This is a genomic window from Pseudomonas sp. D4002 (assembly GCF_013385665.1).
Classification (GTDB): domain Bacteria; phylum Pseudomonadota; class Gammaproteobacteria; order Pseudomonadales; family Pseudomonadaceae; genus Aquipseudomonas.
This window is the reverse complement of sequence record NZ_JACAPN010000009.1, coordinates 167,341-191,599: the sequence shown is the minus strand read 5'-3', so window position 1 is coordinate 191,599 and position 24,259 is coordinate 167,341. Positions and strand designations below refer to the sequence as shown.

Below are 24,259 nucleotides of genomic sequence, written 5' to 3'. Positions count from 1 at the left end.
ATTCCAAATGTGGGAGCGGGCTTGCTCGCGAAAGCGGTTTACCGGTTAAAGCGTTCTACCAGCGAATACTGAGTATTGGCGGTATGCGTCAGCTCTTCACTCAACTGCGCCGAATTCAACGCCTGTTCCGACGTCTGGTCCGCCAGCAACGCAATGGTGCTGATGTTACGGCTGATCTCTTCCGCCACCGAGCTCTGCTCTTCGGTCGCCGCCGCAATCTGCGCCGTCATATCAGTGATGTGCGCCACCGCCTCGCTGATCCCGATCAGCGCCTGATCCGCTTCCATCACCCGTGCCACACCTTCTTCCGCCTGGCGATGCCCGGCGTCCATGGTTTGTACGGCCGCGCTGGCGGTCTGTTGCAGCTTGGCGATCAGCGCATGAATCTGCCCGGTGGACTCGCTGGTGCGCTGGGCCAGTTGCCGCACTTCGTCGGCCACCACCGCAAAGCCGCGACCCATCTCCCCGGCACGGGCCGCTTCGATGGCCGCGTTCAGCGCCAGCAGGTTGGTCTGGTCGGCGATGCCTTTGATCACATCCACCACGCCACCGATTTCGTCACTGTCCTTGGCCAGTTGGGTCACGGTCACGCCGGTCTCGCCCACGGCCACCGACAGGCGCTGAATCGCTTCGCGGGTTTCGCCGGCGATATCACGGCCACGCCCGGTCAGGCGATTGGCTTCCTGGGTGGCATCGGCGGTGCGTTGCACATGGCTGGCGACTTCCTGAGTCGTCGCGGCCATCTGGTTGACCGCGGTGGCCACCTGTTCGGTTTCCACGCGCTGGCGTTCAAGACCGCTGGAGCTGTTATGCGCCAGGGTATTGGACTGCGCCGCCTGGGAGTTGAGGTGTTCAGCCGTGTCCTGCAAACGGGTAAGACACGTCTTCAGGCGCGCCTCCTGGCTGAGGATCGACATTTCCAGGCGCGCCTGGGCGCCGCGGCTGTCGGTGTACATCTGCGCGATCAGCGGGTCTGAGGTGGTCTGTTCGGCCAGGCGCAGCAAGCGCTTGAGCCCGCGTTGTTGCCAGCTCAGGCCCAACAGGCCCAGCGGTACCGACAGCGCCGCTGCCAGGGCAAAGCCCCAGTGGGAATTGAGCCACACGCCAATCAGGAAGCTCAACTGGCTGACCAGGATAAACGGCAGCCAGTCCTGCAACACCGGCAGCCACTTGTCGCGGCGCGGGATGGCCGGCTTGCCCTGGTTGATGCGCTGGTAAAGCGCTTCGGCACGGCGGATCTGCTCGGCGGTGGGCTTGACCCGCACCGACTCGTAGCCGATCACCTGGTTGCCGTCGAAGACCGGTGTCACATAGGCGTTGACCCAATAGTGATCACCGCTCTTGCAGCGGTTCTTGACGATGCCCATCCATGGCAAGCCTTGTTTGAGCGTGGACCACATGTGTGCGAACACTGCCGCCGGCACATCCGGATGACGAACCAGGTTGTGCGGGGCACGCAGCAGTTCGTCATGGGAAAACCCACTGATCTCGACGAAGGCGTCGTTGCAGTAGGTGATCACGCCTTTGGCATCCGTGGTGGAGATCAACCGTTGCTGAGCGGGGAAGGTACGTTCGCGCTGGGTAACGGGTTGGTTATTACGCATGATTGTTCAATCCGCAAGGCTTTGACAGGTTGTCGACCGTCGCGGGGTTTTATTTAACTTATTTTTTGCAACAATCGGCACAGCCTCAGCCGGCCAGCATCGGATAGGTAAACAACCCGAAATGCAGCAGGTTCAGCCCGAAGTGCGTAACGATCGCCGCGCCCAACCCGCCAAAGCGATACGCCAGGCCGTAGCCCAGGCCTGCGATGGTCGCCAGCAGGGTCCACTGCCAGCCTGCGCCCAGGTGTACCAGGCCGAACAGCAGGGCGGCCAACAGCAATGCGAGGTTTTCACCATAGGGCAATTGCTTGAACCGTCGGCTCAGGCCGCCCTGGATATAACCGCGGAACAGCGCTTCCTCCACCAGGGTCACCAGCAGCAGGTTATTCAACACCCACAGCCAAGCCTGCTCCGGCCACTTCGGGGCCCAACTGATGACGCACAGCAACGCAGCGCCGCCCAGGGCGGCAATCGCCGTCAGTGTCAACGCCAGGGCGGTGGCGTAGATCGACAGGCGCAGGGACCGGCGCGCAACAATCCACGGGCAGGCCAGCAGCAGCCAGAAGCCAATCAGCGGTTTGTCCTGGTTCAGGTACATCGAGAAAGGCACGGCGTCGTCCGAAAAGCGCTGCGGGGCGATCCCGCGACCGTTGTAGAACCCCGGCAGCCAATGCATCGCCAGCCCCAGCGCCAGCACGATAAACAGCCCGTGGCCCAGATAGCGTACCCACGGGTTTCGCTGTTGCCGCACGGCAAACCCGGCCAACAGCAGCATGGCGACGGAAAGCGCCGCCATTAACCCCAATTGCCCGTAGCTCAAGGCAAGTACATAGCCGATGGAAAGAAGCGCCAGGTACAGCCATGGCAATGCAAGCATGGGGAATCCTTGTGACAGTCAAAATCTGAGGGCGGCAGTATACCGAGCGTCACCGACGGTAAAAATGAAAACACCGCCAGGGAAGGCGGTGTTTTGGGTAGCGCGTGTCAGTTACGAGGCAATCAACTGCCGCAACACGTAGTGCAGGATCCCGCCGGCCTTGAAGTACTCGACCTCATTGAGGGTGTCGATGCGGCACAGCACTTCGACCTTCTCGCTGCTGCCATCCTCACGGGTGATCACCAGCGTCAGGTTCATGCGTGGCTCGATCTCGGCGTTGGTCAGCCCGAGGATGTCGATCTTCTCCTTGCCTGTCAGCTTGAGTGCCTTGCGGTTCTGGTCCAGCTTGAACTGCAGGGGCAGCACGCCCATGCCCACCAGGTTGGAACGGTGAATCCGCTCGAAACTCTCGGCAATCACCGCCTTGACCCCCAGCAGGTTGGTGCCCTTGGCCGCCCAGTCACGGCTTGAGCCGGTGCCGTATTCCTGGCCGGCGATCACCACCAGCGGGGTGCCCGAGGCCTGGTATTTCATGGCGGCGTCGTAGATCGGCATTTTCTCGCCGGTAGGGATGTAGATCGTATTGCCGCCTTCCTCGCCGCCGAGCATTTCGTTGCGGATGCGGATGTTGGCGAAGGTGCCGCGCATCATCACTTCATGGTTGCCGCGACGCGAGCCGTAGGAGTTGAAGTCCCGCGGTTCGACGCCTTGCTCGCGCAGGTATTTGCCGGCCGGGCTGTCGGTCTTGATGTTACCGGCGGGAGAGATGTGGTCGGTGGTCACCGAGTCCCCCAGCAATGCCAGCACGTTGGCGCCCTTGACGTCTTCGATCACCGGCAGCGGGCCGCCGATGTCGTCGAAGAACGGTGGGTGCTGGATGTAGGTGGAGTCCTTCTGCCACACGTAGGTTGCAGCCTGCGGCACTTCAATGGCCTGCCACTGTTCATCACCGGCAAACACCTCGGCGTATTCCTTGTGGAACATCTGGGTGCTGACTTGCGCAACGGCGTCGGCGATTTCCTTGCTGCTGGGCCAGATGTCCCGCAGGTACACCGGTTTTCCGTCAGAGCCGGTGCCCAGTGGTTCGCTGCTGATGTCCATGCGCACGGTGCCGGCCAGGGCATAGGCAACGACGAGAGGCGGGGAGGCCAGCCAGTTGGTTTTCACCAATGGGTGCACCCGGCCTTCGAAGTTACGGTTGCCTGAAAGCACCGAGGCTACCGCGAGGTCGGCTTTCTGGATGGCTTTTTCGATCGGTTCGGGCAGCGGCCCGGAGTTGCCGATGCAGGTGGTGCAGCCATAACCCACCAGGTCGAACCCCAGCTTGTCGAGGTATTGGGTCAGCCCCGCCGCTTTGTAGTAGTCGGTGACCACCTTGGAGCCGGGTGCCAGGGACGTTTTCACCCATGGCTTGCTCTTCAATCCTTTCTCTACCGCCTTTTTCGCCACCAGGCCCGCCGCCATCATCACGCTGGGGTTGGAGGTGTTGGTGCAGGAGGTAATCGCCGCGATCACCACCGCGCCGTTTTTCAGGCGATAGGTCTGGCCTTCGAAGTCGTAGTCGGCTTCACCGATCAGGTCGGCGTTGCCCACCGCAACACCGCCGCCGCCTTCGCTCTCCAGGCGGCCCTCTTCCTTGTTGGTGGGTTTGAATTGCAGGTCGAGGAAATCGCTGAAGGCCTGGCCGACGTTAGGCAGTGAGACACGGTCTTGCGGACGTTTAGGCCCGGCCAGGCTGGCTTCGACGCTGGCCATGTCCAGCGCCAGGCTGTCGGTAAAGATCGGCTCCTGACCTGCATTGCGCCACAGGCCCTGGGCCTTGGTGTAGGCCTCCACCAGTTTGACGGTTTCTGCAGGACGGCCCGACAGGCGCAGGTAGTCCAGGGTTACTTCATCCACCGGGAAGAAGCCACAGGTGGCGCCGTACTCCGGGGCCATGTTGGCGATGGTCGCGCGGTCGGCCAAAGGCAGGTCGGCCAGGCCGTCGCCATAGAACTCGACGAATTTGCCGACCACGCCCTTTTTACGCAGCATCTGGGTGACGGTCAGCACCAGGTCGGTGGCGGTGATGCCTTCTTTCAGCTTGCCGGTGAGCTTGAAGCCGATCACTTCCGGGATCAGCATCGACACCGGCTGCCCGAGCATCGCGGCTTCTGCTTCGATCCCGCCCACGCCCCAGCCCAGTACGCCAAGGCCGTTGATCATGGTGGTGTGGGAGTCGGTGCCTACCAATGTGTCGGGGAAGGCGTAGGTGCGGCCGTCTTCATCCTTGGTCCACACGGTGCGGCCGAGGTATTCCAGGTTGACCTGGTGGCAGATGCCGGTGCCCGGTGGCACTACGCTGAAGTTGTCGAAGGCGCTCTGGCCCCAGCGCAGGAAGGCGTAGCGTTCGCCGTTGCGCTGCATTTCGATGTCGACGTTTTCCTGGAAGGCGCCGGTGGTGGCGAACTTGTCGACCATCACCGAGTGGTCGATCACCAGGTCCACCGGTGACAGCGGGTTGATGCGTTGCGGGTCACCGCCGGCCTTGGCCACGGCGGCGCGCATGGCGGCCAGGTCGACCACGGCGGGCACGCCGGTAAAGTCTTGCATCAGCACCCGGGCGGGGCGGTACTGGATCTCGCGGTCGGAGCGGCGCTCCTTGAGCCAGGCGGCAATGGCCTTGAGGTCGGCGCCGGTGACGGTCTTTTCGTCCTCCCAGCGCAGCAGGTTTTCCAGCAGCACCTTGAGGGACATCGGCAGCTTGTCCAGATCACCCAGGCTCTTGGCGGCTTCGGGCAGGCTGAAGTAGTGATAGGTCTTGTCGTCGATCTGTAAGGTTTTAAGGGTTCTCAGACTATCAAGGGATGACATTACATGACTCCTTATGGTCCGCACGGCTACGGACCTGACGGGACGAACAGAGCTTACAAATTAGCCCTGTTTTAAGTAGCTGGCTAATTACTGGACTCTATCAATAAGTCCAAGGTTCCGAACTCGGCTATCATGCGCGCGTTTTCATGACAGGCATTGCGCTATAGCAAGCCCGTGATCCAGGAGAGTTGATGAACACCCTTTTTATGCACTGCCGCCCGGGTTTTGAAGGCGAAGTCTGTTCCGAGATCGCGGAACACGCCGCACGCCTGAACGTTTCGGGCTATGCCAAGGCCAAGACCGGCAGCGCCTGCGCCGAATTTGTCTGCACCGAAGAAGACGGCGCCCAGCGCCTGATGCGCGGCCAACGCTTTGCCGAGCTGATCTTCCCGAGGCAGTGGGCGCGCGGGGTGTTCATCGACTTGCCGGAAACCGACCGTATCAGCGTGATCCTCGCGCACCTGCGGGATTTCCCGGTGTGCGGCAGCCTGTGGCTGGAAATGGTCGACACCAATGACGGCAAGGAGCTGTCGAACTTCTGCAAGAAATTCGAAGTTCACTTGCGCAAGGCGCTGATGGCCGCCGGCAAACTGGTGGAAGACGCCAGCAAGCCGCGCCTGCTGTTGACCTTCAAGAGCGGCCGCGAAGTGTTCATGGGCCTGGCCGAGTCGAACAACTCGGCCATGTGGCCGATGGGCATCCCGCGCCTCAAATTCCCGCGGGACGCGCCAAGCCGCTCGACCTTGAAGCTGGAAGAGGCCTGGCACCACTTTATCCCCCGTGATCAGTGGGACGAGCGCCTGCACAGCGACATGACCGGCGTCGACCTCGGCGCAGCGCCTGGCGGCTGGACCTGGCAACTGGTCAACCGCGGCATGCTGGTGACCGCCATCGACAACGGCCCGATGGCCGAAAGCCTGATGGATACCGGGCTGGTGCAGCACTTGATGGCCGACGGCTTCATCTACACCCCCAAGCAGCCGGTGGACTGGATGGTGTGCGACATCGTCGAGAAACCGGCGCGCAACGCAGCTTTGCTGGAAACCTGGATTGGCGAGGGACACTGCCGCGAAGCAGTGGTCAACCTGAAGTTGCCGATGAAGCAGCGTTATGCCGAAGTGAAGCGCCTGCTTGAACGCATCGCGGAAGGCTTCAAGGAGCGTGGCATCCGGGTGGAGATCGGCTGCAAGCAGCTGTACCACGACCGTGAAGAAGTGACCTGCCATTTGCGCCGGTTGGATGTGAAGAAGCCAAAGGCCCGGTAAACGCTGCTCAATGTAGGAGCGAGCTTGCTCGCGAAAAAACCGAGGGCGCCGCTGGCTACCTGGCGCCCCGCGTTACCGTTAAAATGCCGGCCTGTTTAGGAGTAAACCATGAGCCTGACCCCTGATTTACCCGTCGATGCCGTCCTCGACGCCACCGGCCTCAACTGTCCGGAACCGGTGATGATGCTGCACCAGCACATCCGCGACCTGGCGCCCGGTGGCTTGCTCAAGGTGATCGCGACCGATCCGTCGACCCGTCGCGACATCCCCAAGTTCTGCGTGTTTCTCGACCATGAACTGGTGGACCAGCAGGAGCAGGCCGGTACCTACCTATACTGGATCCGCAAGAAATCGGCTTAAACCCGGCGAATCCGCTTGCGTGCGCTGCGCACCAGGCGGATCACCAACATCGCCGCGGCACAGCTCAGGCCCACGATCAGCCCCTGCCACAAGCCGCTCGGGCCTCGGGCCTGGCCCAGCCACTCGGTCAGCCCCAGCGCGTAGCCCACCGGCAAGCCCACGCCCCAATACGCAAACAACGTCAGCACCATGGTCACCCGAGTGTCCTGGTAACCACGTAGTGCGCCGGCGGCCGTGACCTGGATCGCGTCCGAGAACTGAAACAGCGCCGCAAACACAATCAGCATCGCCGCCACCTGGATCACCAGCGGGTCCTGGGTGTAGATGGTGGCGATCTGTTCGCGAAACAGCAGCATCAGGCTGCAGGACAGGCAGGCATACACCAGCGCGGTGCCCATTCCGACACCTGCGGCAAAGCGCGCCTCACGGGGTTCTCCTCGGCCCAGGGCCTGGCCCACGCGCACGGTGACCGCCATGCTCAGGGAATAGGGAATCATGAACACCAGCGAACTGAAGTTCAGCGCGATCTGGTGCCCGGCCACCACCGTGGCGCCGAGGCTGCCGATCAGCAGCGCGATCACCGCAAAAATGCTCGACTCGGCAAACACCGCGATCCCGATGGGCAAGCCAATGCTCAACACACGCTTGATTACCGACCATTGCGGCCAGTCAAAGCGCTTGAACAGCTCGCTGCTCTGATACACCGGTGCCCAGCGGGTCCAGGCGGCCAGGCCAAGCATCATCACCCACATCACGATCGCCGTGGCCCAGCCGCAACCGATGCCGCCCATGGCCGGCACGCCGAAGTGGCCGTAGATAAACACATAGTTCAGCGGAATATTCAGCGCCAGCCCGCACAGGCCCATGACCATGCTCGGCCGCGTTCGGCCCAGCCCGTCGCTGAAGCAGCGCAGCACGTAATACAACGCAATGGCCGGCATGCCCGAAGCGATGCCGTGCAGGTAGCCCATGCAGGGCTTGATCAACTCGGGATCGACCTTCATCAGGTGCAGGATCGGTTCGGCGCTGATCAGCAACAGCAGCGCTGTAATTCCCACCACCAGTGCCAGCCACATCGACTGGCGCACCAGCGGGCCGATTTCACCGTGGGTGCCGGCGCCAAAGCGCTGGGCGACTTTCGGCGTGGTGGCCAACAGGGTGCCGGTCATCAGCAGGTACACCGGGATCCAGATGGAGTTGCCCAGGGCAACCGCCGCCAGGTCTCGGGAGCTGACACGCCCGGCCATCACGGCATCGACGAACCCCATGGCGGTGGTCGCCAGTTGCCCGATCATGATCGGCAGCGCCAGGGCCAGCAGGTTGCGCACTTCAAGGCTGACGCGGGCGGGGCGAGAAAGGGCGGTGGTGGTTGTGGCAGTGTTCACGTACAGATGTCCGATAGGGGAGCGCAGGACGGCGCATTCTACGCCTTGACGTGTTGGTCAGGAAAAAACCTGTGTTGTGGATTTGTAAACACATCCCCGCGCAAATGCAGCGTTTTGTGGCGAGGGCGCTTGCTGTGGTGAGGGAGCTTGCTCCCGCTGGGCTGCGCAGCAGCCCCATAACGGGCAACCGATGTGTACCTGAAAAAACACGGTGCTGCATTTGGGAGCGCTGCGCACTCCAGCGGGAGCAAGCTCCATCGCCACAAGGAAAACCGCTGTACACTGCTGATCCGCGAAAGGAGCCTGCCATGCTGATTGTTGCCGACGAAAATATCCCGCTGCTCGATGCATTCTTCGAAGGATTCGGCGAGATTCGCCGGGTTCCGGGCCGGTCCATTGACCGCGCGACGATCGAGCAGGCCGATGTGCTGCTGGTGCGTTCAGTGACCAACGTCACCCGTGCCTTGCTCGAAGGCACGCCGGTGCGGTTTGTCGGCACCTGCACCATCGGCACTGATCACCTCGACCTCGATTACTTCCAGCGCGCCGGCATCCAGTGGTCCAGCGCCCCCGGCTGCAATGCCCGTGGCGTTGTCGACTATGTGCTGGGCAGCCTGCTGACCCTGGCCGAGATCGAAGGCGCCGACCTGGCCCAGCGCACCTACGGTGTGGTGGGTGCCGGTGAAGTCGGCGGGCGTCTGGTCAAGGTGCTCAAGGCGTTGGGCTGGAACGTGCTGGTGTGCGACCCGCCCCGGCAGATCGCCGAGGACGGTGATTACGTCAGCCTGGAGCAGATCGTCGAGCAGTGCGATGTGATCAGTCTGCACACGCCGCTGAACAAATCCGGTAACGGCTCCACCTGGCACTTGTTCGACCGCGAGCGCCTCAACCAGCTCAAGCCCGGTGCCTGGCTGATCAACGCCAGCCGCGGCCCGGTGGTGGACAACGCCGCCCTCAAGGAGGTGCTGCTGGAGCGCGAAGACCTGCAGGCCGTGCTGGATGTGTGGGAAGGCGAGCCGCAGGTGGACGTCGACCTGGCCGACCTGTGTGTGCTGGCCACCCCGCATATCGCCGGCTACAGCCTGGACGGCAAGCAGCGCGGCACGGCGCAGATCTATCAGGCGTTTTGCCGGCATCTTGGTCAGGACCCGACGATTCAATTGAGCGACTTGCTGCCGGAGCCGTGGCTGGCCGAAGTCAGCCTCAATGCCAATACCGATCCGGCCTGGGCCCTGGCGACCCTGTGCCGCAGCGTGTACGACCCGCGCCGTGATGACGCGGATTTCCGCCGCAGCCTGGTAGGCACAGTGGATGAGCAGCGCAAGGCCTTCGACCTATTGCGCAAGCACTACCCCGAGCGGCGTGAGATTGACGGCTTGAAAGTGCGGATCAACGGCGAGTCTGCCGCCTTGTCGAGCATCGTGGCAGCATTGGGCGCACAGGCAATCTGAAGGCATAAAAAACCCGGCCATCAAGGCCGGGTTTAAGAGAGCGTGGGCGAATCAGCCTCGCTTGGCAGGCTTGACCAATTTCTGTTCCAGTTCGGCGCACGCGCTCTGGATCATTTCTTCGGTGATTTGCACTTCGCGGCCCTGAGCGTCGATGTACGAGCAAGGCAATTGCTGCGGTTGGCGGATCACTTGAATTTTGGCGTTGCTGCTGTTTTGCAAGGACATGGCCCGTCTCCTCATCAGGTTGTGTACCTACTTTAAAACCCCCGCGTGACCGCGTTGTTACAACTCCTTGCGCGGCCCGCAGATCGAATGCCCAGTCCAGCAGAAACCGATACAAATTTCCAGCCGGTCCTTAGACCGATAGCCTCTAGGGCCTAGGTTCGGTGAGCATAATTAACCTGACTCATTGTGATTCGCTCAAGTTCCCCCCATGTAGCTATGCAGGTTCCCGTCTCCAACCTTCAGGTGAAACCCTCCATGCTCTCAGCCCGTCAACGCCGCGCGATTCGCCTGGCCAGTCGCTTCGTCGCTCCCTACCGCTGGCAGGCCCTGGGCGCCTTGTTGGCGCTGATCGTCACCGCCGGCATTACCTTGTCCATGGGCCAGGGTATTCGCCTGCTGGTGGACCAGGGGTTCATGACCCAGTCGCCGCACCTGCTCAACCAATCCATCGGTCTGTTCATGATCCTGGTGCTGGGCCTGGCGGTGGGCACCTTTGCGCGGTTTTACCTGGTGTCGTGGATCGGCGAGCGGGTGGTGGCGGACATCCGGCGGCAGGTGTTCAACCACTTGATCTACCTGCATCCGGGCTTCTACGAAAACAACCGCAGCTCGGAAATCCAGTCCCGGCTGACCACCGACACCACCTTGCTGCAATCGGTGATCGGCTCCTCGCTGTCGCTGTTCCTGCGCAACGCCTTGATGGTGATCGGCGGGATCGTGCTGCTGTTTGTCACCAACCCCAAGCTCACCAGCATCGTCGTGATAGCGCTGCCACTGGTGCTGGCGCCGATCCTGATCTTCGGCCGCCGGGTGCGCAGCCTGTCGCGCCAGAGCCAGGATCGCATCGCCGATGTCGGCAGCTATGTGTCCGAAACCCTCGGCCAGATCAAGACCGTGCAGGCCTACAACCACCAGGTCCAGGACGAACAGCGCTTCGCGCTGACGGTGGAAGAGGCCTTCACCACCGCCCGCAAACGCATCGTGCAGCGCGCCTGGCTGATTACCCTGGTGATCATGCTGGTGCTGGGCGCCGTGGGCGTGATGCTCTGGGTCGGCGGCATGGACGTGATCGGCGGGCGCATTTCCGGTGGTGAGCTGGCGGCGTTCGTGTTCTACAGCCTGATCGTCGGCAGTGCCGTCGGTACCTTGAGTGAAGTGTTGGGCGAGTTGCAGCGCGCCGCCGGTGCGGCGGAGCGGATTGGCGAATTGCTGCAGTCGAGCAATGAGATCAAGGCGCCCGAAGCCAACGTGATCAAGTTGCCGGAGCGGGTCAGTGGCCGCCTGGAAATCCAGGATTTGCGCTTCTCCTATCCGTCGCGTCCGGATCGTTTTGCCATCGACGGCTTGAGCCTGAGCATCAATGCCGGCGAAACCCTGGCCCTGGTCGGTCCGTCCGGTGCGGGTAAATCGACGATGTTCGATCTGTTGCTGCGTTTCTACGATCCCCAGCAAGGCCGCATCCTGCTTGAAGGCCACCCGCTGACCGAGCTGGATCCGCTGGACCTGCGCTGCTGTTTCGCCCTGGTGTCCCAGAGCCCGGCGCTGTTTTTCGGCAGCGTTGAGGAGAACATCCGCTACGGCAATCCGACGGCCACCTTTGCCCAGGTCGAGGAGGCGGCGCGCATCGCCCACGCCCACGACTTCATTTTGCAAATGCCCGACGGCTACCAGACCCACCTGGGCGACGGCGGCATGGGCCTCTCCGGCGGCCAGCGCCAACGCCTGGCCATCGCCCGGGCCTTGTTGGTGGATGCACCGATCCTGTTGCTGGACGAAGCCACCAGCGCGCTGGACGCCCAGAGCGAACACCTGATCCAGCAGGCGCTGCCGCAGTTGATGGAAGGGCGCACCACCCTGGTCATAGCCCACCGGCTGGCCACCGTGAAGAATGCCGACCGGATTGCCGTGATGGACCAGGGCAAGCTGGTGGCGGTGGGGACGCATCAGCAACTGATCGCCAGCAATCCGCTGTATGCACGGCTGGCGGCGTTGCAGTTCAGTGATGGTGAGTCGACCACCCACTGATTCACCGCCCACAAAAAATGCCCGCATCTCTCAATGCGGGCATTTTTTATGGGACAGCGTTACTTACTGATCATCAAAATACCGCTCATGCCAATCCACCAGCGGCTGCGGTGCATTGAGCTTCTGCCCGTAGATCACCGAATAAGACAGCACGTTCTGCACATACTGGCGGGTTTCGTCGAACGGAATGCTTTCCACCCACACATCGAAACTCAGGTGATCGGCGCCGCGCAGCCATTGACGCACACGGCCCGGGCCGGCGTTGTAGGCGGCGGTGGCGAGCACGCGGTTGCCGTTGAACTGGGCGTGGACCTGGCTCAGGTAGGCGGCGCCGAGCTGGATGTTCTTGTCCGGGTCGAGCACCTGCTGTTGCGAAGCCAGCGGGATGCTGAACTTGCGCGCAGTCTCCTTGGCGGTGCCGGGCATCAGTTGCATCAGGCCGGTGGCGCCGACGCCGGAGCGTGCGTCGTCCATGAAGGCGCTTTCCTGGCGGGTGATCGCAAATACCCAGCTGGAATGCACGCCGCGGACCTTGGCTTCGCGCACCAGGGTGTCGCGGTGGGCCATCGGGAAGCGGATGTCCAGGTCGTCCCAGTACTGCGCCTGGCTGATGGTGCGGATCGCCGGGAAGTACCACTTCATGTCATAGGCCAGCTTGGCCTGGGCGACCATTTCGTCGCGGTTGAAATGCCGGCTGACGTGGTACCACTCGCGGCGGCCATCAACGATCTGGCCACGGGCGTAGAACTCCAGGGCGCGGCGCACGCCCGGTGTGTTGCGTACCTTGTTCATCAGCGCCTGGCTCATCACCAGTGGCTTGTTGTTCAGTTGGTACGGGGACTGGGAGCGATCCGCCGCCAGGAAACCGTAAAAGTCTCGTTCCTTGGCCAGGCCCTTGTACATCACCAGGGCTTGCGGGTTCTTCGGCTCTGCCAGTTCCAGGCTGCGGGCCTGCCAGTAGCGCCAGCGGTTGGTGGTGGCCAGGTCCTGGGGCAGCTTGCGGGTCAACTGGTAGGCGTCTTCCCAGCGGGCCAGGCGCAACAGCAGGCGCAGGCGCCATTCGGAAACGGTGTTGTCCCGCAGTTCCGGATCGTATTTGGTCATCACGTCGAGGGCGCGCGGGTCGTAGCGACGCGCCAGGGTCAGGCCGATTTCCCGGGCGATCGACACTTTTTCGTCACGAGAGAAGTGCATGCTGCTGGCATAACCGTCGAGCAGGGCCATGGCCTTGTCCGGGTCCTGGCGTGCCAGGCGGCGCAGGCCCAGGCCTACGGCATCGGACATGGCTTCGTTGGCCGGCAGGAAGCGCGATGGGTCGCCGAGCATGTCGGGCTTCTGCGCCACGTCCACCATCAGGCGGCCCTGGGCGCCGAGGGTCGGCAGGGTCTTCACCAGGCTGTTGGCCAACGGATAGTTGCGGGCTTCGGCGGCCAGCTTGGCGCGGTCCCATATCTTCTGTTCGGTCAGTTGGCCGTCGGCGGCCCACTGGCCAAAGGTGGCATCACAGGCCGCAGGCTGGGATTTACCGGTCAGCCACAGCTTCTCGGTGGTTTTATAACCTTCGGCTTTTTGGTTGTGGGTCAGCTGGAATTGGCCATGGAGGCAGTCCAGTTCGACGAAATTGAGTTTGGCGTCGTAGTACTTTTCAAAGGTTTGCCAGTCGCCACGGTCGGCCAGCCAGCGCAACCAGCGCAGTTTCATCCAGTTGGCCTGGGGCAGGTCGCCGTTCTTGGCGAGGAATTGTTCGATCTCCTCGTTGCTGGCGGTTTTCAGTCGCGCCGTGAGCTCGTCGTAGGCGAGGTACGGCGTCAACGGGTAGTCGGCCAGGGCCTGGCTGTATTGGAAATACGGGCCGCTGTCGCCTTTGGCGAGGGCTCGTTTGGCTTCATCGTAATATTGACGTTGGGTGGTGAGGTCCACGGCCTGGGCGGATTGAACGGCGGTGGCAGAAAGAAGCAGACAAGATAAAAAGCTGAAAAGGCGACTGCGCATGAGACGTCCGTGCAGAGGAATCTGGACTAGTGCCGACGTCGCCGACACTGATTGCCCCTAGCTTAGCCTTTTGCCCGCAACCGGTGAAAGCTTTGCCGGTCGCTTCGTTCAAGTTCATCTGAAATGTCCAACAGAACGTGTCAGCGGCGAAAATGCCGGCCGCCTCGAGCCCTAAGTCAGGTAGAATGCGCGCCCAGTTTTTGGAGAAGCGTATGACCCTGCTCAAATTCAGCGATGTGTCCCTTGCTTTCGGCGCTATGCCGTTGTTGGACAAGGTGTCCTGGCAGATCGCCCGTGGTGAGCGGGTGTGCATCATCGGCCGCAACGGCACCGGCAAGTCCAGCATGATGAAGCTGGTAAAAGGCGACCAGAAGCCCGATGACGGCTCTGTCTGGCGCGCCCCGGGCCTCAAGATTGGCGAATTGCCGCAAGAATTGCCGGTGGCCGACGGACGGACAGTGTTCGACGTGGTTGCCGAAGGCCTCGACGGCGTGGGCGCACTGCTCGCCGAATACCATCACCTGGCGCAGAACTGCGTCACCGAAGCCGACCTGGACAAGCTGATGCACGTCCAGCAAGACCTCGAAGCCCGCGACGGCTGGCGCTTGCAGCAATTGGTCGACAGCACCCTGAGCCGCCTGCAACTGCCCGCCGACAAGACCCTCGCCGAATTGTCCGGCGGCTGGCGTCGCCGCGTCCTGCTGGCCCAGGCCCTGGTTTCCGAACCGGATCTGTTGCTGCTCGACGAACCGACCAACCACCTGGACATCGGCGCAATCGCCTGGCTTGAAGAAGCCCTCAAGGATTTCCAGGGCGCCGTGCTGTTCATCACGCACGACCGTTCCTTCCTGCAGAACCTGGCAACCCGCATCCTCGAACTGGACCGTGGCGGCCTGATCGACTGGAACGGCGACTACGCCAGTTTCCTGGTGCACAAGGAAGCCGCGCTGTCTGCGGAAGAAACCGCCAATGCCCTGTTCGATAAGAAGCTGGCCCAGGAAGAAGTCTGGATCCGCCAGGGCATCAAGGCCCGCCGCACCCGTAACGAAGGCCGCGTACGTGCCCTGAAAGCCCTGCGTGTCGAGCGCAGCGAGCGCCGTGAACGCACCGGCAAGGCCAATATCCAGCTGGACACCGCCGACAAGTCGGGCAAGCAAGTGATGGTGCTGGAAAACGTCAGCTTCCATCACCCGGACGGCCCGTTCCTGATCAAGGACTTCTCCATGGTCCTGCAGCGCGGCGACCGTATCGGCCTGCTCGGCGCCAACGGTACCGGCAAGACCACCTTGCTCAAGCTGATGCTCAACGGCCTGCAACCCACCAGCGGTACCGTGGAAGAGGGCACGCGCATCGACGTGGCCTACTTCGACCAGTTGCGCCACCAGTTGGACCTGGAAAAAACCGTGATCGACAACGTCGCCGAAGGTCGCGACTTTATCGACATCGACGGCCAGAGCCGCCACGTGCTGAGCTACCTGGGCGACTTCCTGTTCAGCCCGCAGCGTGCACGTACGCCGGTCAAGGCCTTGTCCGGTGGTGAGCGTGCGCGCCTGCTGCTGGCCAAGTTGTTCAGCAAGCCAGCCAACCTGCTGGTACTCGACGAACCGACCAACGACCTCGACGTGGAAACCCTGGAACTGCTGGAAGAGGTCCTGCTGACCTTCAACGGCACCGTGCTGATGGTCAGTCACGACCGGGCATTCCTCGATAACGTGGTCACCAGCACCCTGGTCTTCGAAGGTGAAGGCAAGGTGCGTGAATACGTCGGTGGTTATCAGGACTGGCTGCGCCAGGGCGGCTCGCCGCGCCTGCTGGGCGTGACCGAGAGCAAGTCCGGCAAGGCTGACTTGACCTCGGCCGTGGTTGCTCCAGTGGCTGCTGCTCCGGCACCAGCCCAGGAAGCACCTGCTGCGAAGAAGAAGCTCAGCTACAAGCTGCAACGTGAGCTGGAAGCACTGCCGGGTGATATCGACGCCAAGGAACAGCAGATTGCTGCCGTTGAAGCTGAAATGGCTGACGCGGGTTTCTACCTGCGTCCGGCTGCAGAAACCGCCAAGGTGATTGCATCCCTCGAGCAGCTTAACAGCGAGCTTGAAGCCCTGGTTGAACGCTGGGCCGAGCTGGATGCCTGAGTGATTCAAGCGCAATAAAAAACCCGGCGCTCATTTGTATGAGCGCCGGGTTTTTTGTATGAAACGCGGTTCAGATGTGGGAGCGGGCTTGCTCGCGAATGCGGTGTGTCAGTCCATATATTTGTCGACTGATCCACCACTTTCGCGAGCAAGCCCGCTCCCACACAAGCCCGTTCCCACATTGGATTGCCGTTGGTCTTACGAGCTCTTGACCAGTTTCACGGCCAGCACATCGCAAGGTGCGCCGTGCAGCACGTCATTGGCGGTGGAGCCCAGCAGCAAGGCCAGGCCGTGACGGCCGTGGCTGCCGACCACGATCAGGTCGCAACCTTGCTCCTTGGCCAAGTGGTGGATTTCCTGGCGCGGCTGGCCGTAGGTCAGGTGGCTCTGGTCTTTTTTCAGGGCAGGGTACTTGTTGATCAGCCGGTCAAGGCGTTCCTTGGCCTGGTCGAACTGCTGCTGTTGCAGTTGGGAAAGGTCCATCGGCACATCGCCGCCAAAGGCCATGGCCATCGGTTCGACGATATGCACCAGGGACAGCTTCACCGAGTCGCCTGCAAGGCCTACGGCCCGCTTGATCACGGGGTCGCATTCTTCGGTCAGGTCCACGGCGACCAGAATATGTTCGTAGGGCATGAGGAGTCCTCCAAGGGAAAGCGATAAGTTCAGTATGGCTGGTTTCAAGCGGATGGGGTTGCGTCAGTCAAATCCGCTCATCAAGAAATTCGGGAGTACACATATGACGGTCTGGATAGTGGTGTCAATCCTTGCGCTGGTTTTAAGCCCCCTGGCGTGGCTGCGTCCTTCGCGCCATTCGAGCGGGCGCATGGCTTTGCGCATGGAGGCGCGGCGCATTGGCCTGGCCATGCAACTGACGCCCCAGGAATGGCCACACTGGCTCAAGCACGAGCCGCCAAGCCCGTGTGCCCAGTATCACCGGCCACGGCGTGGCACCACGCGGGTGACCTGGAGTTACTGGCAGTTGGAGCCAGGGGTTTGGGTCAATCAGTGGCAGGAAACCTGCGTCGATGAAAAGTTGTTGCCACATTTTGCGACGCTGCCGGCGAACGTCTACAAAGTCGAAGCCGACAAGCAAATGATCACCCTGTACTGGGGCGAGAAGGGCGAGTTGAGCGTGTTGCAGGACATTGACGCGGTGCTCAAGGCGCTGGCCTGAGATTCCTGCGGGCATTAAAAAGCCCGAAAGCATCATCGGGCTGGAGTTGGCCAGGCAGGCCGGTAATTCGTTTTACGTGCCGCTAGCCTAGCCGCATATTCGGTTCTGTACAGCCCTTTAAATCAAAATTCACATTATTGATTTCGCGAATGATTAAACATTGGCGGGGCGATGCCGGCTGCCCCTGGTTCTGAAATGACTGAAAAGTCGCGTTTTTGCGGCCCTTTCGAGCGATTGACAATTCATCGGATTTGGCTGAAGGTGACGTACCCAAATCAAACGGGCGTATGAATTGATCGTTTGTCTTTCAGACCGTTCGTACAGAATCCCGACTATCGCGTTGGCGGGTGTGCCTGGCAACTTGGCGTTAGCATCGACGGTAACGTCAGTGCCTACGCTGAATCCTGCGTCCGACGTGTACTGTTCAGCTTCCATATCGTGGAGATCAGTTGATGATTTACGAAGGTAAAGCCATCACGGTTAAGGCTCTTGAAAGTGGCATCGTCGAATTGAAATTCGACCTCAAGGGTGAGTCCGTCAACAAGTTCAACCGTCTAACCCTGAATGAATTGCGTCAGGCCGTAGACACCATCAAAGCAGATGCTTCGGTCAAGGGCGTGATCGTCTCCAGCGGCAAGGACGTGTTCATCGTCGGCGCTGACATCACCGAATTCGTCGACAACTTCAAGCTGCCCGATGCCGAGCTTGTGGCTGGCAACCTCGAAGCCAACAAGATTTTCAGCGATTTCGAAGACCTCAACGTGCCGACCGTTGCCGCGATCAATGGCATCGCCCTGGGCGGCGGTCTGGAAATGTGCCTGGCCGCCGACTTCCGCGTGATGTCTGCCACCGCGAAAATCGGCCTGCCGGAAGTCAAGCTGGGCATCTACCCAGGCTTCGGCGGTACCGTGCGCCTGCCGCGCATCATCGGTGCCGACAATGCCATCGAGTGGATTGCCGCCGGCAAGGAAAACCGTGCTGAAGACGCGCTGAAAGTCGGCGCCGTGGATGCTGTGGTGGCTCCCGACAAGCTGGCCGAAGCCGCGCTGAACCTGATCAAGGGCGCCATCAGCGGCGAATTTGACTACAAGGCCAAGCGTCAGCCAAAGCTGGAAAAACTCAAGCTCAACGCCATCGAACAGATGATGTCGTTCGAAACCGCCAAGGGTTTCGTGGCTGGCCAGGCCGGCCCGAACTACCCGGCGCCGGTTGAAGCGATCAAGACCATCCAGAAGGCCGCGAACTTCGGTCGCGACAAAGCCCTGGAAGTCGAAGCTGCCGGCTTCGTCAAACTGGCCAAGACCTCTGCCGCGCAGAGCTTGATCGGTCTGTTCCTGAACGATCAGGAACTGAAGAAAAAGGCCAAGGCCTACGACGAAATCGCTCGCGACGTTAAACAGGCTGCCGTACTCGGCGCCGGTATCATGGGCGGCGGTATCGCCTATCAGTCGGCGTCCAAAGGCACGCCGATCCTGATGAAAGACATCAACGAGCACGGCATCGAGCAGGGTCTGGCAGAAGCCGCGAAGCTGCTGGTAGGCCGCGTTGATAAAGGCCGCATGACTGCAGCGAAAATGGCTGAAGTGCTTAACGGCATTCGTCCGACCCTGTCCTACGGTGATTTCGGCCACGTCGACCTGGTGGTCGAAGCGGTTGTCGAGAACCCGAAGGTCAAGCAGGCGGTACTGGCTGAAGTTGAAGCCCAGGTGAAAGAAGACACGATCCTGGCGTCCAACACCTCGACCATTTCCATCACCTTGCTGGCCAAGGCGCTCAAGCGTCCGGAAAACTTCGTCGGCATGCACTTCTTCAACCCGGTGCACATGATGCCGCTGGTGGAAGTGATCCGTGGCGAGAAGTCCAGCGAGCTGGCCGTTGCCACCACCGTTGCCTACGCCAAGAAAATGGGCAAGAACCCGATCGTCGTCAATGACTGCCCGGGCTTCCTGGTCAACCGCGTACTGTTTCCGTACTTCGGCGGTTTCGCCAAGCTGGTCAGCGCCGGTGTGGACTTCGTGCGCATCGACAAGGTCATGGAAAAATTCGGCTGGCCAATGGGCCCGGCGTACCTGATGGACGTGGTCGGCATCGACACCGGCCACCACGGTCGCGACGTAATGGCTGAAGGCTTCCCGGACCGCATGAAAGACGACCGCCGCTCGGCGATCGACGCGCTCTACGAAGCCAAGCGCCTGGGCCAGAAGAATGGCAAGGGCTTCTACGCCTACGAGACCGACAAGAAGGGCAAGCAGAAGAAAGTGGCCGACCCATCGGTTCACGAAGTACTCGCGCCGGTCATCTACGAACAGCGTGAAGTGTCCGACGAGGACATCGTCAACTGGATGATGATCGCCCTGTGCCTGGAAACCGTGCGTTGCCTGGAAGACGGCATCGTTGAAACCGCAGCCGAGGCCGACATGGGCCTGGTCTACGGTATTGGTTTCCCTCCATTCCGTGGTGGTGCGCTGCGTTACATCGATTCCATCGGTGTGGCCGAGTTCGTTGCCCTGGCTGATCAATACGCTGATCTGGGCCCGCTGTACCACCCGACTGCGAAGCTGCGCGAGATGGCCAAGAACGGCCAGAGCTTCTTCGGTTAAGTGCCCAGACGACTAGAGCGAGAATATTTATGAGCTTGAATCCAAGAGACGTCGTGATTGTCGACTTCGGTCGTACTCCGATGGGCCGCTCCAAGGGCGGCATGCACCGCAACACCCGTGCCGAAGACATGTCGGCGCACCTGATCAGCAAATTGCTGGAACGCAACGTCAAGGTCGACCCGAACGAAGTCGAAGACGTGATCTGGGGCTGCGTCAACCAGACCCTGGAGCAGGGCTGGAACATCGCCCGCATGGCTTCCTTGATGACGCAGATCCCGCACACCGCTGCCGGCCAGACCGTCAGCCGCCTGTGTGGCTCGTCCATGAGCGCGCTGCACACCGCTGCCCAAGCGATCATGACCGGTAACGGTGATGTGTTCGTGGTTGGCGGCGTGGAGCACATGGGCCACGTCAGCATGATGCACGGTGTGGATCCGAACCCGCACATGTCCCTGTACGCGGCGAAAGCCTCGGGCATGATGGGCCTCACCGCTGAAATGCTCGGCAAAATGCACGGCATTACCCGCGAAGCCCAGGATGCATTCGGCCTGCGTTCCCACCAGTTGGCCCACAAGGCAACCGTGGAAGGCAAGTTCAAGGATGAAATCATCCCGATGAACGGCTACGACGAGAACGGTTTCCTGAAACTGTTCGACTACGACGAAACCATTCGTCCGGACACCACCCTGGAAAGCCTGGCGGCCCTGAAGCCGGCCTTCAATCCAAAGGGCGGCACCGTGACAGCCGGTACTTCGTCGCAGATCACTGACGGTGCTTCGTGCATGATCGTGATGTCGGCCCAGCGTGCCCAGGACCTGGGTATCCAGCCGATGGCCGTGATTCGTTCGATGGCAGTCGCAGGTGTGGACCCGGCAATCATGGGCTATGGTCCAGTACCGGCCACACAAAAAGCATTGAAGCGCGCAGGCCTGACTATCTCCGACATCGACTTCTTCGAGCTCAACGAAGCTTTCGCCGCCCAGGCCCTGCCAGTGCTGAAAGATTTGAAAGTGCTCGACAAGATGAACGAGAAGGTTAACCTGCACGGCGGCGCGATTGCCTTGGGTCACCCGTTTGGGTGTTCCGGCGCTCGTATCTCCGGCACGTTGCTTAACGTGATGAAGCAAAATGGCGGCAACCTTGGGGTTGCAACCATGTGCATTGGCCTCGGCCAAGGCATCTCCACCGTCTTCGAACGTATCTAAACGTTTCGTTGACGGAAGCCGGGGCCCAGTGCCCCGGTTTTTGTTTTTTGGAATTTTTTATATTTTTTTTTTAACAAATTTTGTAAGAGGGCCAGAGCATGAAAGTCGAACCAGGGCTCTACCAGCATTATAAAGGTCCGCAGTACCGCGTTTTTAATGTGGCGCGGCATTCCGAGACCGAAGAGGAAGTGGTGTTCTACCAAGCACTGTATGGCGATTACGGCTTTTGGGTGCGTCCCTTGAGCATGTTCCTGGAGACCGTCGAAGTTGACGGCGAACAGGTCCCGCGCTTTGCTTTGATGCAGGCCGAACCCAGCCTTTTTTCCGTGCAATAAAGGCAGGCCGCGCAGAATGCTGCGCTTGACCTCACCTTGTTGCCACTATATATAGCGTTGCCGCGTCAGGCGCCAACCGCCTTTCACTTCTCGAATTCAGGAATTTTCCGATCCATGGGCAAATCGCTGGTCATTGTGGAATCCCCGGCTAAGGCCAAGACCATCAACAAGTACTTGGGTAACGAGTACGTGGTGAAGTCGAGTATCGGCCATATCCGAGACCTGCCCACCAGCGGTTCGGCTAGCGCCAGCAAGGAGCCTGCCGCCAAGCGCGGCAAGGCGGCTGCGGGCGAAGGTCCGGTGCTCACGCCTAAAGAGAAAGCGCGCAAGCAGCTGGTCTCGCGCATGGGTGTCGATCCCGATCATGGCTGGAAAGCCAAGTACGAGATCCTCCCGGGCAAGGAAAAGGTCATCGAAGAGCTGCGCCGGCTCGCCAAGGATGCTGACACCATCTATCTCGCAACCGACTTGGACCGCGAAGGGGAGGCTATTGCCTGGCACCTGCGGGAAGCCATCGGGGGTGACGACAGCCGCTACAAGCGCGTGGTGTTCAACGAAATTACCAAGAAGGCGATCCAGGAAGCCTTCTCCAAGCCGGGCGAACTGGACATTGACCGCGTCAATGCCCAGCAGGCCCGTCGCTTCCTCGACCGCGTCGTGGGTTACATGGTCTCGCCGCTGCTGTGGGCGAAAATCGCTCGTGGCCTGTCCGCCGGCCGTGTGCAATCGGTTGCGGTAAAGCTGGTGGTGGAGCGTGAGCGCGAGATTCGTGCGTTCAACCCTGAAGAATATTGGGAAGTGCACGCTGACCTGGGCACTGCCAAGGGCAACAACGTACGCTTTGAAGTGGCCCGCGAGAAAGGCGAGGCCTTCAAGCCGCTCAACGAAGCCCAGGCCATGGCCGCGCTGGAGAAGCTCAAGGCTTCCAGCTACAGCATCGTCAAGCGTGAAGACAAGCCCACCAGCAGCAAGCCGTCGGCGCCGTTCATCACCTCCACCCTGCAACAGGCCGCGAGCAACCGCCTGGGCTTCGGGGTGAAGAAGACCATGATGATGGCCCAGCGCCTGTATGAAGCGGGCTACATCACGTATATGCGTACCGACTCCACCAACCTGTCGCAAGACGCGGTGGCGATGGCGCGTACTTATATTGAAAGCGAATTCGGCAAGAAGTACCTGCCGGAGAAGCCGAACGTCTACAGCAGCAAGGAAGGCGCACAAGAGGCTCACGAAGCGATTCGTCCCTCCGACGCCAACACCGAGCCAAGCAAGCTGAGCGGCATGGAGCGCGACGCTGAGCGCCTCTACGAGCTAATCTGGCGCCAGTTCCTGGCGTGCCAGATGCTGCCGGCGCAATACCTGTCGACGACTGTCAGCGTGGGTGCTGGTGACTTCGAGCTGCGTGCCAAGGGCCGTATCCTCAAGTTCGACGGTTATACCCGCGTGATGCCGCAAATCGCCAAGCCGGGCGACGACGATGTACTGCCGGACATGGCGCAGGGCGATGTGTTGAAGCTGATCAAGCTCGACCCGTCCCAGCACTTCACCAAGCCGCCGGCGCGTTACTCGGAAGCCAGCCTGGTCAAGGAGATGGAAAAACGCGGTATCGGTCGTCCTTCGACCTATGCGGCGATCATCTCCACCATCCAGGACCGCGGCTACGTGGCCTTGCACAACCGTCGTTTCTACTCGGAAAAGATGGGCGACATCGTCACGGAGCGCCTGTCCGAGAGCTTCTCCAACCTGATGGACTACGGCTTCACCGCCGGCATGGAAGAGAACCTCGATGACGTGGCCCAGGGCGAACGCGACTGGAAAAACGTGCTCGACGAGTTCTACGGCGACTTCAAGAAGAAACTTGAAGTGGCTGAAAGCGCCGAGAACGGCATGCGGGCCAACCAGCCGGTGATGACGGACATTCCGTGCCTCACCTGCGGTCGCCCGATGCAGATTCGTACCGCCTCCACCGGTGTGTTCCTCGGTTGCTCGGGTTACAGCCTGCCGCCGAAAGAGCGCTGCAAGGCCACCGTCAACCTGGTGCCGGGCGATGAAATCGCGGCCGATGACGAGGGTGAATCCGAGTCACTGGTATTGCGTGGCAAGCACCGTTGCCCGATCTGCAGCACGGCAATGGATGCCTACCTGCTGGACGAGAAGCACAAGCTGCACATCTGCGGTAACAACCCGGATTGCAACGGCTACGAGATCGAAGAAGGCACTTACCGCATCAAGGGCTACGAAGGCCCGAGCCTGGAATGCGACAAGTGCGGCAGCGAGATGCAGCTCAAGACCGGCCGTTTCGGCAAGTTCTTCGGTTGCACCAACCCGACGTGCAAGAACACCCGCAAACTGCTGAAAAGCGGTGACGCGGCGCCGCCGAAGATGGACCCGGTGAAGATGCCTGAACTCAAGTGCGAGAAGGTCAACGACACCTACATCCTGCGTGATGGCGCTTCGGGGCTGTTCCTGGCTGCCAGCCAGTTCCCGAAAAACCGCGAGACCCGTGCTCCGCTGGTGATGGAGATCGTGCCCCACAAGGACGAGATCGATCCGAAGTACCACTTCCTCTGTGAAGCGCCGAAGAAGGACCCGGACGGTCGCCCGTCCGTAATCCGCTACAGCCGCAAGACCAAGGAGCAGTACGTGCAGACCGAAGTGGAAGGCAAGCCTACCGGCTGGAAAGCGTTCTACGACGGTGGCAAGTGGAAGGTCGAGGACAAGCGCCAGGGCGCTTGATACGATCAGCTACATGCACAAAGGCCGCCTTGATAGG

17 protein-coding genes are annotated in these 24,259 nt (G+C 61.1%); 10 read left to right on the top strand and 7 right to left on the bottom strand.

Going from position 1 to position 24,259, the window contains the following annotated elements; genetic code table 11:
• Positions 1–38: 38 nt before the first annotated feature.
• From HX824_RS03400 to acnA, 3 genes are all read right to left on the bottom strand, one after another.
• Positions 39–1,604, bottom strand: coding sequence for a PAS domain-containing methyl-accepting chemotaxis protein (locus HX824_RS03400; protein WP_003219005.1), 1,566 nt, complete (start codon positions 1,602–1,604; stop codon positions 39–41).
• An 85-nt stretch (positions 1,605–1,689) separates the two neighbouring features.
• Entirely contained in the window at positions 1,690–2,481 is a 792-nt protein-coding gene (locus HX824_RS03395; RefSeq protein ID WP_177054132.1) for a CPBP family intramembrane glutamic endopeptidase, read from the bottom strand.
• A gap of 111 nt (positions 2,482–2,592) precedes the next feature.
• The gene (acnA, locus tag HX824_RS03390; protein WP_008437584.1) at positions 2,593–5,334 is read right to left on the bottom strand and encodes an aconitate hydratase AcnA; all 2,742 of its coding nucleotides are present in this window, start codon (positions 5,332–5,334) and stop codon (positions 2,593–2,595) included.
• A gap of 191 nt (positions 5,335–5,525) precedes the next feature.
• On the opposite strand from acnA, the gene rlmM reads away from it, so the two are divergent.
• Together rlmM and tusA are read left to right on the top strand one after the other, a co-directional pair.
• Entirely contained in the window at positions 5,526–6,599 is a 1,074-nt protein-coding gene (gene rlmM / locus HX824_RS03385) for a 23S rRNA (cytidine(2498)-2'-O)-methyltransferase RlmM (RefSeq protein WP_003219000.1), read from the top strand.
• A 108-nt stretch (positions 6,600–6,707) separates the two neighbouring features.
• Entirely contained in the window at positions 6,708–6,959 is a 252-nt protein-coding gene (gene tusA, locus HX824_RS03380) for a sulfurtransferase TusA (RefSeq protein ID WP_003218998.1), read from the top strand.
• Here the strand turns inward: tusA and HX824_RS03375 are convergent.
• Positions 6,956–8,344, bottom strand: a complete 1,389-nt coding sequence (locus tag HX824_RS03375) for an MATE family efflux transporter (protein WP_177054131.1) — start codon at positions 8,342–8,344, stop codon at positions 6,956–6,958. The two genes, tusA and HX824_RS03375, sit on opposite strands and share 4 nt — an antisense overlap.
• 308 nt (positions 8,345–8,652) lie before the next feature.
• On the opposite strand from HX824_RS03375, the gene pdxB reads away from it, so the two are divergent.
• Complete coding sequence (pdxB, locus tag HX824_RS03370; RefSeq protein WP_177054130.1) at positions 8,653–9,795, top strand: 4-phosphoerythronate dehydrogenase PdxB; 1,143 nt, start codon at positions 8,653–8,655, stop codon at positions 9,793–9,795.
• 51 nt (positions 9,796–9,846) lie between these two features.
• Here the strand turns inward: pdxB and HX824_RS03365 are convergent, their stop codons facing one another.
• The gene (locus tag HX824_RS03365; RefSeq protein WP_003218992.1) at positions 9,847–10,020 is read right to left on the bottom strand and encodes a PA1571 family protein; all 174 of its coding nucleotides are present in this window, start codon (positions 10,018–10,020) and stop codon (positions 9,847–9,849) included.
• A 216-nt stretch (positions 10,021–10,236) separates the two neighbouring features.
• Between HX824_RS03365 and HX824_RS03360 the strand changes: the two genes are divergently transcribed.
• Complete coding sequence (locus tag HX824_RS03360; RefSeq protein WP_177054129.1) at positions 10,237–12,045, top strand: ABC transporter transmembrane domain-containing protein; 1,809 nt, start codon at positions 10,237–10,239, stop codon at positions 12,043–12,045.
• A 63-nt stretch (positions 12,046–12,108) separates the two neighbouring features.
• On the opposite strand, the gene HX824_RS03355 is transcribed toward HX824_RS03360, so the two are convergent.
• Positions 12,109–14,037 carry a transglycosylase SLT domain-containing protein gene (locus HX824_RS03355; protein ID WP_008437594.1) on the bottom strand — a complete coding sequence of 643 codons (1,929 nt, stop codon included), beginning with the start codon at positions 14,035–14,037 and terminating at the stop codon, positions 12,109–12,111.
• Positions 14,038–14,249: 212 nt separating this feature from the next.
• Between HX824_RS03355 and HX824_RS03350 the strand changes: the two genes are divergently transcribed.
• On the top strand, positions 14,250–16,169 hold the full coding sequence (locus tag HX824_RS03350) for an ATP-binding cassette domain-containing protein (protein ID WP_003218986.1): 1,920 nt from the start codon (positions 14,250–14,252) through the stop codon (positions 16,167–16,169).
• A gap of 198 nt (positions 16,170–16,367) precedes the next feature.
• On the opposite strand, the gene HX824_RS03345 is transcribed toward HX824_RS03350, so the two are convergent.
• Positions 16,368–16,805, bottom strand: coding sequence for a universal stress protein (locus HX824_RS03345; RefSeq protein ID WP_003218985.1), 438 nt, complete (start codon positions 16,803–16,805; stop codon positions 16,368–16,370).
• A 103-nt stretch (positions 16,806–16,908) separates the two neighbouring features.
• Between HX824_RS03345 and HX824_RS03340 the strand changes: the two genes are divergently transcribed.
• The 5 genes from HX824_RS03340 to topA all read left to right on the top strand — a co-directional run bounded on the left by HX824_RS03340 (position 16,909) and on the right by topA (position 24,222).
• The gene (locus tag HX824_RS03340) at positions 16,909–17,346 is read left to right on the top strand and encodes a hypothetical protein (protein WP_003218981.1); all 438 of its coding nucleotides are present in this window, start codon (positions 16,909–16,911) and stop codon (positions 17,344–17,346) included.
• Between the two features lie 452 nt (positions 17,347–17,798).
• Positions 17,799–19,946 (top strand): fatty acid oxidation complex subunit alpha FadB, encoded by a 2,148-nt coding sequence (fadB, locus tag HX824_RS03335; RefSeq protein ID WP_003218979.1) that lies wholly within the window; start codon positions 17,799–17,801, stop codon positions 19,944–19,946.
• 29 nt (positions 19,947–19,975) lie between these two features.
• Positions 19,976–21,151, top strand: coding sequence for an acetyl-CoA C-acyltransferase FadA (gene fadA / locus HX824_RS03330; protein ID WP_003218978.1), 1,176 nt, complete (start codon positions 19,976–19,978; stop codon positions 21,149–21,151).
• Positions 21,152–21,249: 98 nt separating this feature from the next.
• The gene (locus tag HX824_RS03325) at positions 21,250–21,486 is read left to right on the top strand and encodes a DUF1653 domain-containing protein (RefSeq protein ID WP_008437597.1); all 237 of its coding nucleotides are present in this window, start codon (positions 21,250–21,252) and stop codon (positions 21,484–21,486) included.
• A gap of 114 nt (positions 21,487–21,600) precedes the next feature.
• Positions 21,601–24,222 carry a type I DNA topoisomerase gene (topA, locus tag HX824_RS03320; protein WP_003218973.1) on the top strand — a complete coding sequence of 874 codons (2,622 nt, stop codon included), beginning with the start codon at positions 21,601–21,603 and terminating at the stop codon, positions 24,220–24,222.
• Positions 24,223–24,259 lie beyond the last annotated feature (37 nt).

What these genes read in the sequence shown, in the direction of transcription:
- HX824_RS03400 (WP_003219005.1), bottom strand. Translation starts at nt 1,604, where the DNA reads ATGCGTAATAACCAACCCGTTACCCAGCGCGAACGTACCTTCCCCGCT.
- HX824_RS03395 (WP_177054132.1), bottom strand. Translation starts at nt 2,481, where the DNA reads ATGCTTGCATTGCCATGGCTGTACCTGGCGCTTCTTTCCATCGGCTAT.
- acnA (WP_008437584.1), bottom strand. Translation starts at nt 5,334, where the DNA reads ATGTCATCCCTTGATAGTCTGAGAACCCTTAAAACCTTACAGATCGAC.
- rlmM (WP_003219000.1), top strand. Translation starts at nt 5,526, where the DNA reads ATGAACACCCTTTTTATGCACTGCCGCCCGGGTTTTGAAGGCGAAGTC.
- tusA (WP_003218998.1), top strand. Translation starts at nt 6,708, where the DNA reads ATGAGCCTGACCCCTGATTTACCCGTCGATGCCGTCCTCGACGCCACC.
- pdxB (WP_177054130.1), top strand. Translation starts at nt 8,653, where the DNA reads ATGCTGATTGTTGCCGACGAAAATATCCCGCTGCTCGATGCATTCTTC.
- HX824_RS03365 (WP_003218992.1), bottom strand. Translation starts at nt 10,020, where the DNA reads ATGTCCTTGCAAAACAGCAGCAACGCCAAAATTCAAGTGATCCGCCAA.
- HX824_RS03360 (WP_177054129.1), top strand. Translation starts at nt 10,237, where the DNA reads ATGCAGGTTCCCGTCTCCAACCTTCAGGTGAAACCCTCCATGCTCTCA.
- HX824_RS03355 (WP_008437594.1), bottom strand. Translation starts at nt 14,037, where the DNA reads ATGCGCAGTCGCCTTTTCAGCTTTTTATCTTGTCTGCTTCTTTCTGCC.
- HX824_RS03350 (WP_003218986.1), top strand. Translation starts at nt 14,250, where the DNA reads ATGACCCTGCTCAAATTCAGCGATGTGTCCCTTGCTTTCGGCGCTATG.
- HX824_RS03345 (WP_003218985.1), bottom strand. Translation starts at nt 16,805, where the DNA reads ATGCCCTACGAACATATTCTGGTCGCCGTGGACCTGACCGAAGAATGC.
- HX824_RS03340 (WP_003218981.1), top strand. Translation starts at nt 16,909, where the DNA reads ATGACGGTCTGGATAGTGGTGTCAATCCTTGCGCTGGTTTTAAGCCCC.
- fadB (WP_003218979.1), top strand. Translation starts at nt 17,799, where the DNA reads ATGATTTACGAAGGTAAAGCCATCACGGTTAAGGCTCTTGAAAGTGGC.
- fadA (WP_003218978.1), top strand. Translation starts at nt 19,976, where the DNA reads ATGAGCTTGAATCCAAGAGACGTCGTGATTGTCGACTTCGGTCGTACT.
- HX824_RS03325 (WP_008437597.1), top strand. Translation starts at nt 21,250, where the DNA reads ATGAAAGTCGAACCAGGGCTCTACCAGCATTATAAAGGTCCGCAGTAC.
- topA (WP_003218973.1), top strand. Translation starts at nt 21,601, where the DNA reads ATGGGCAAATCGCTGGTCATTGTGGAATCCCCGGCTAAGGCCAAGACC.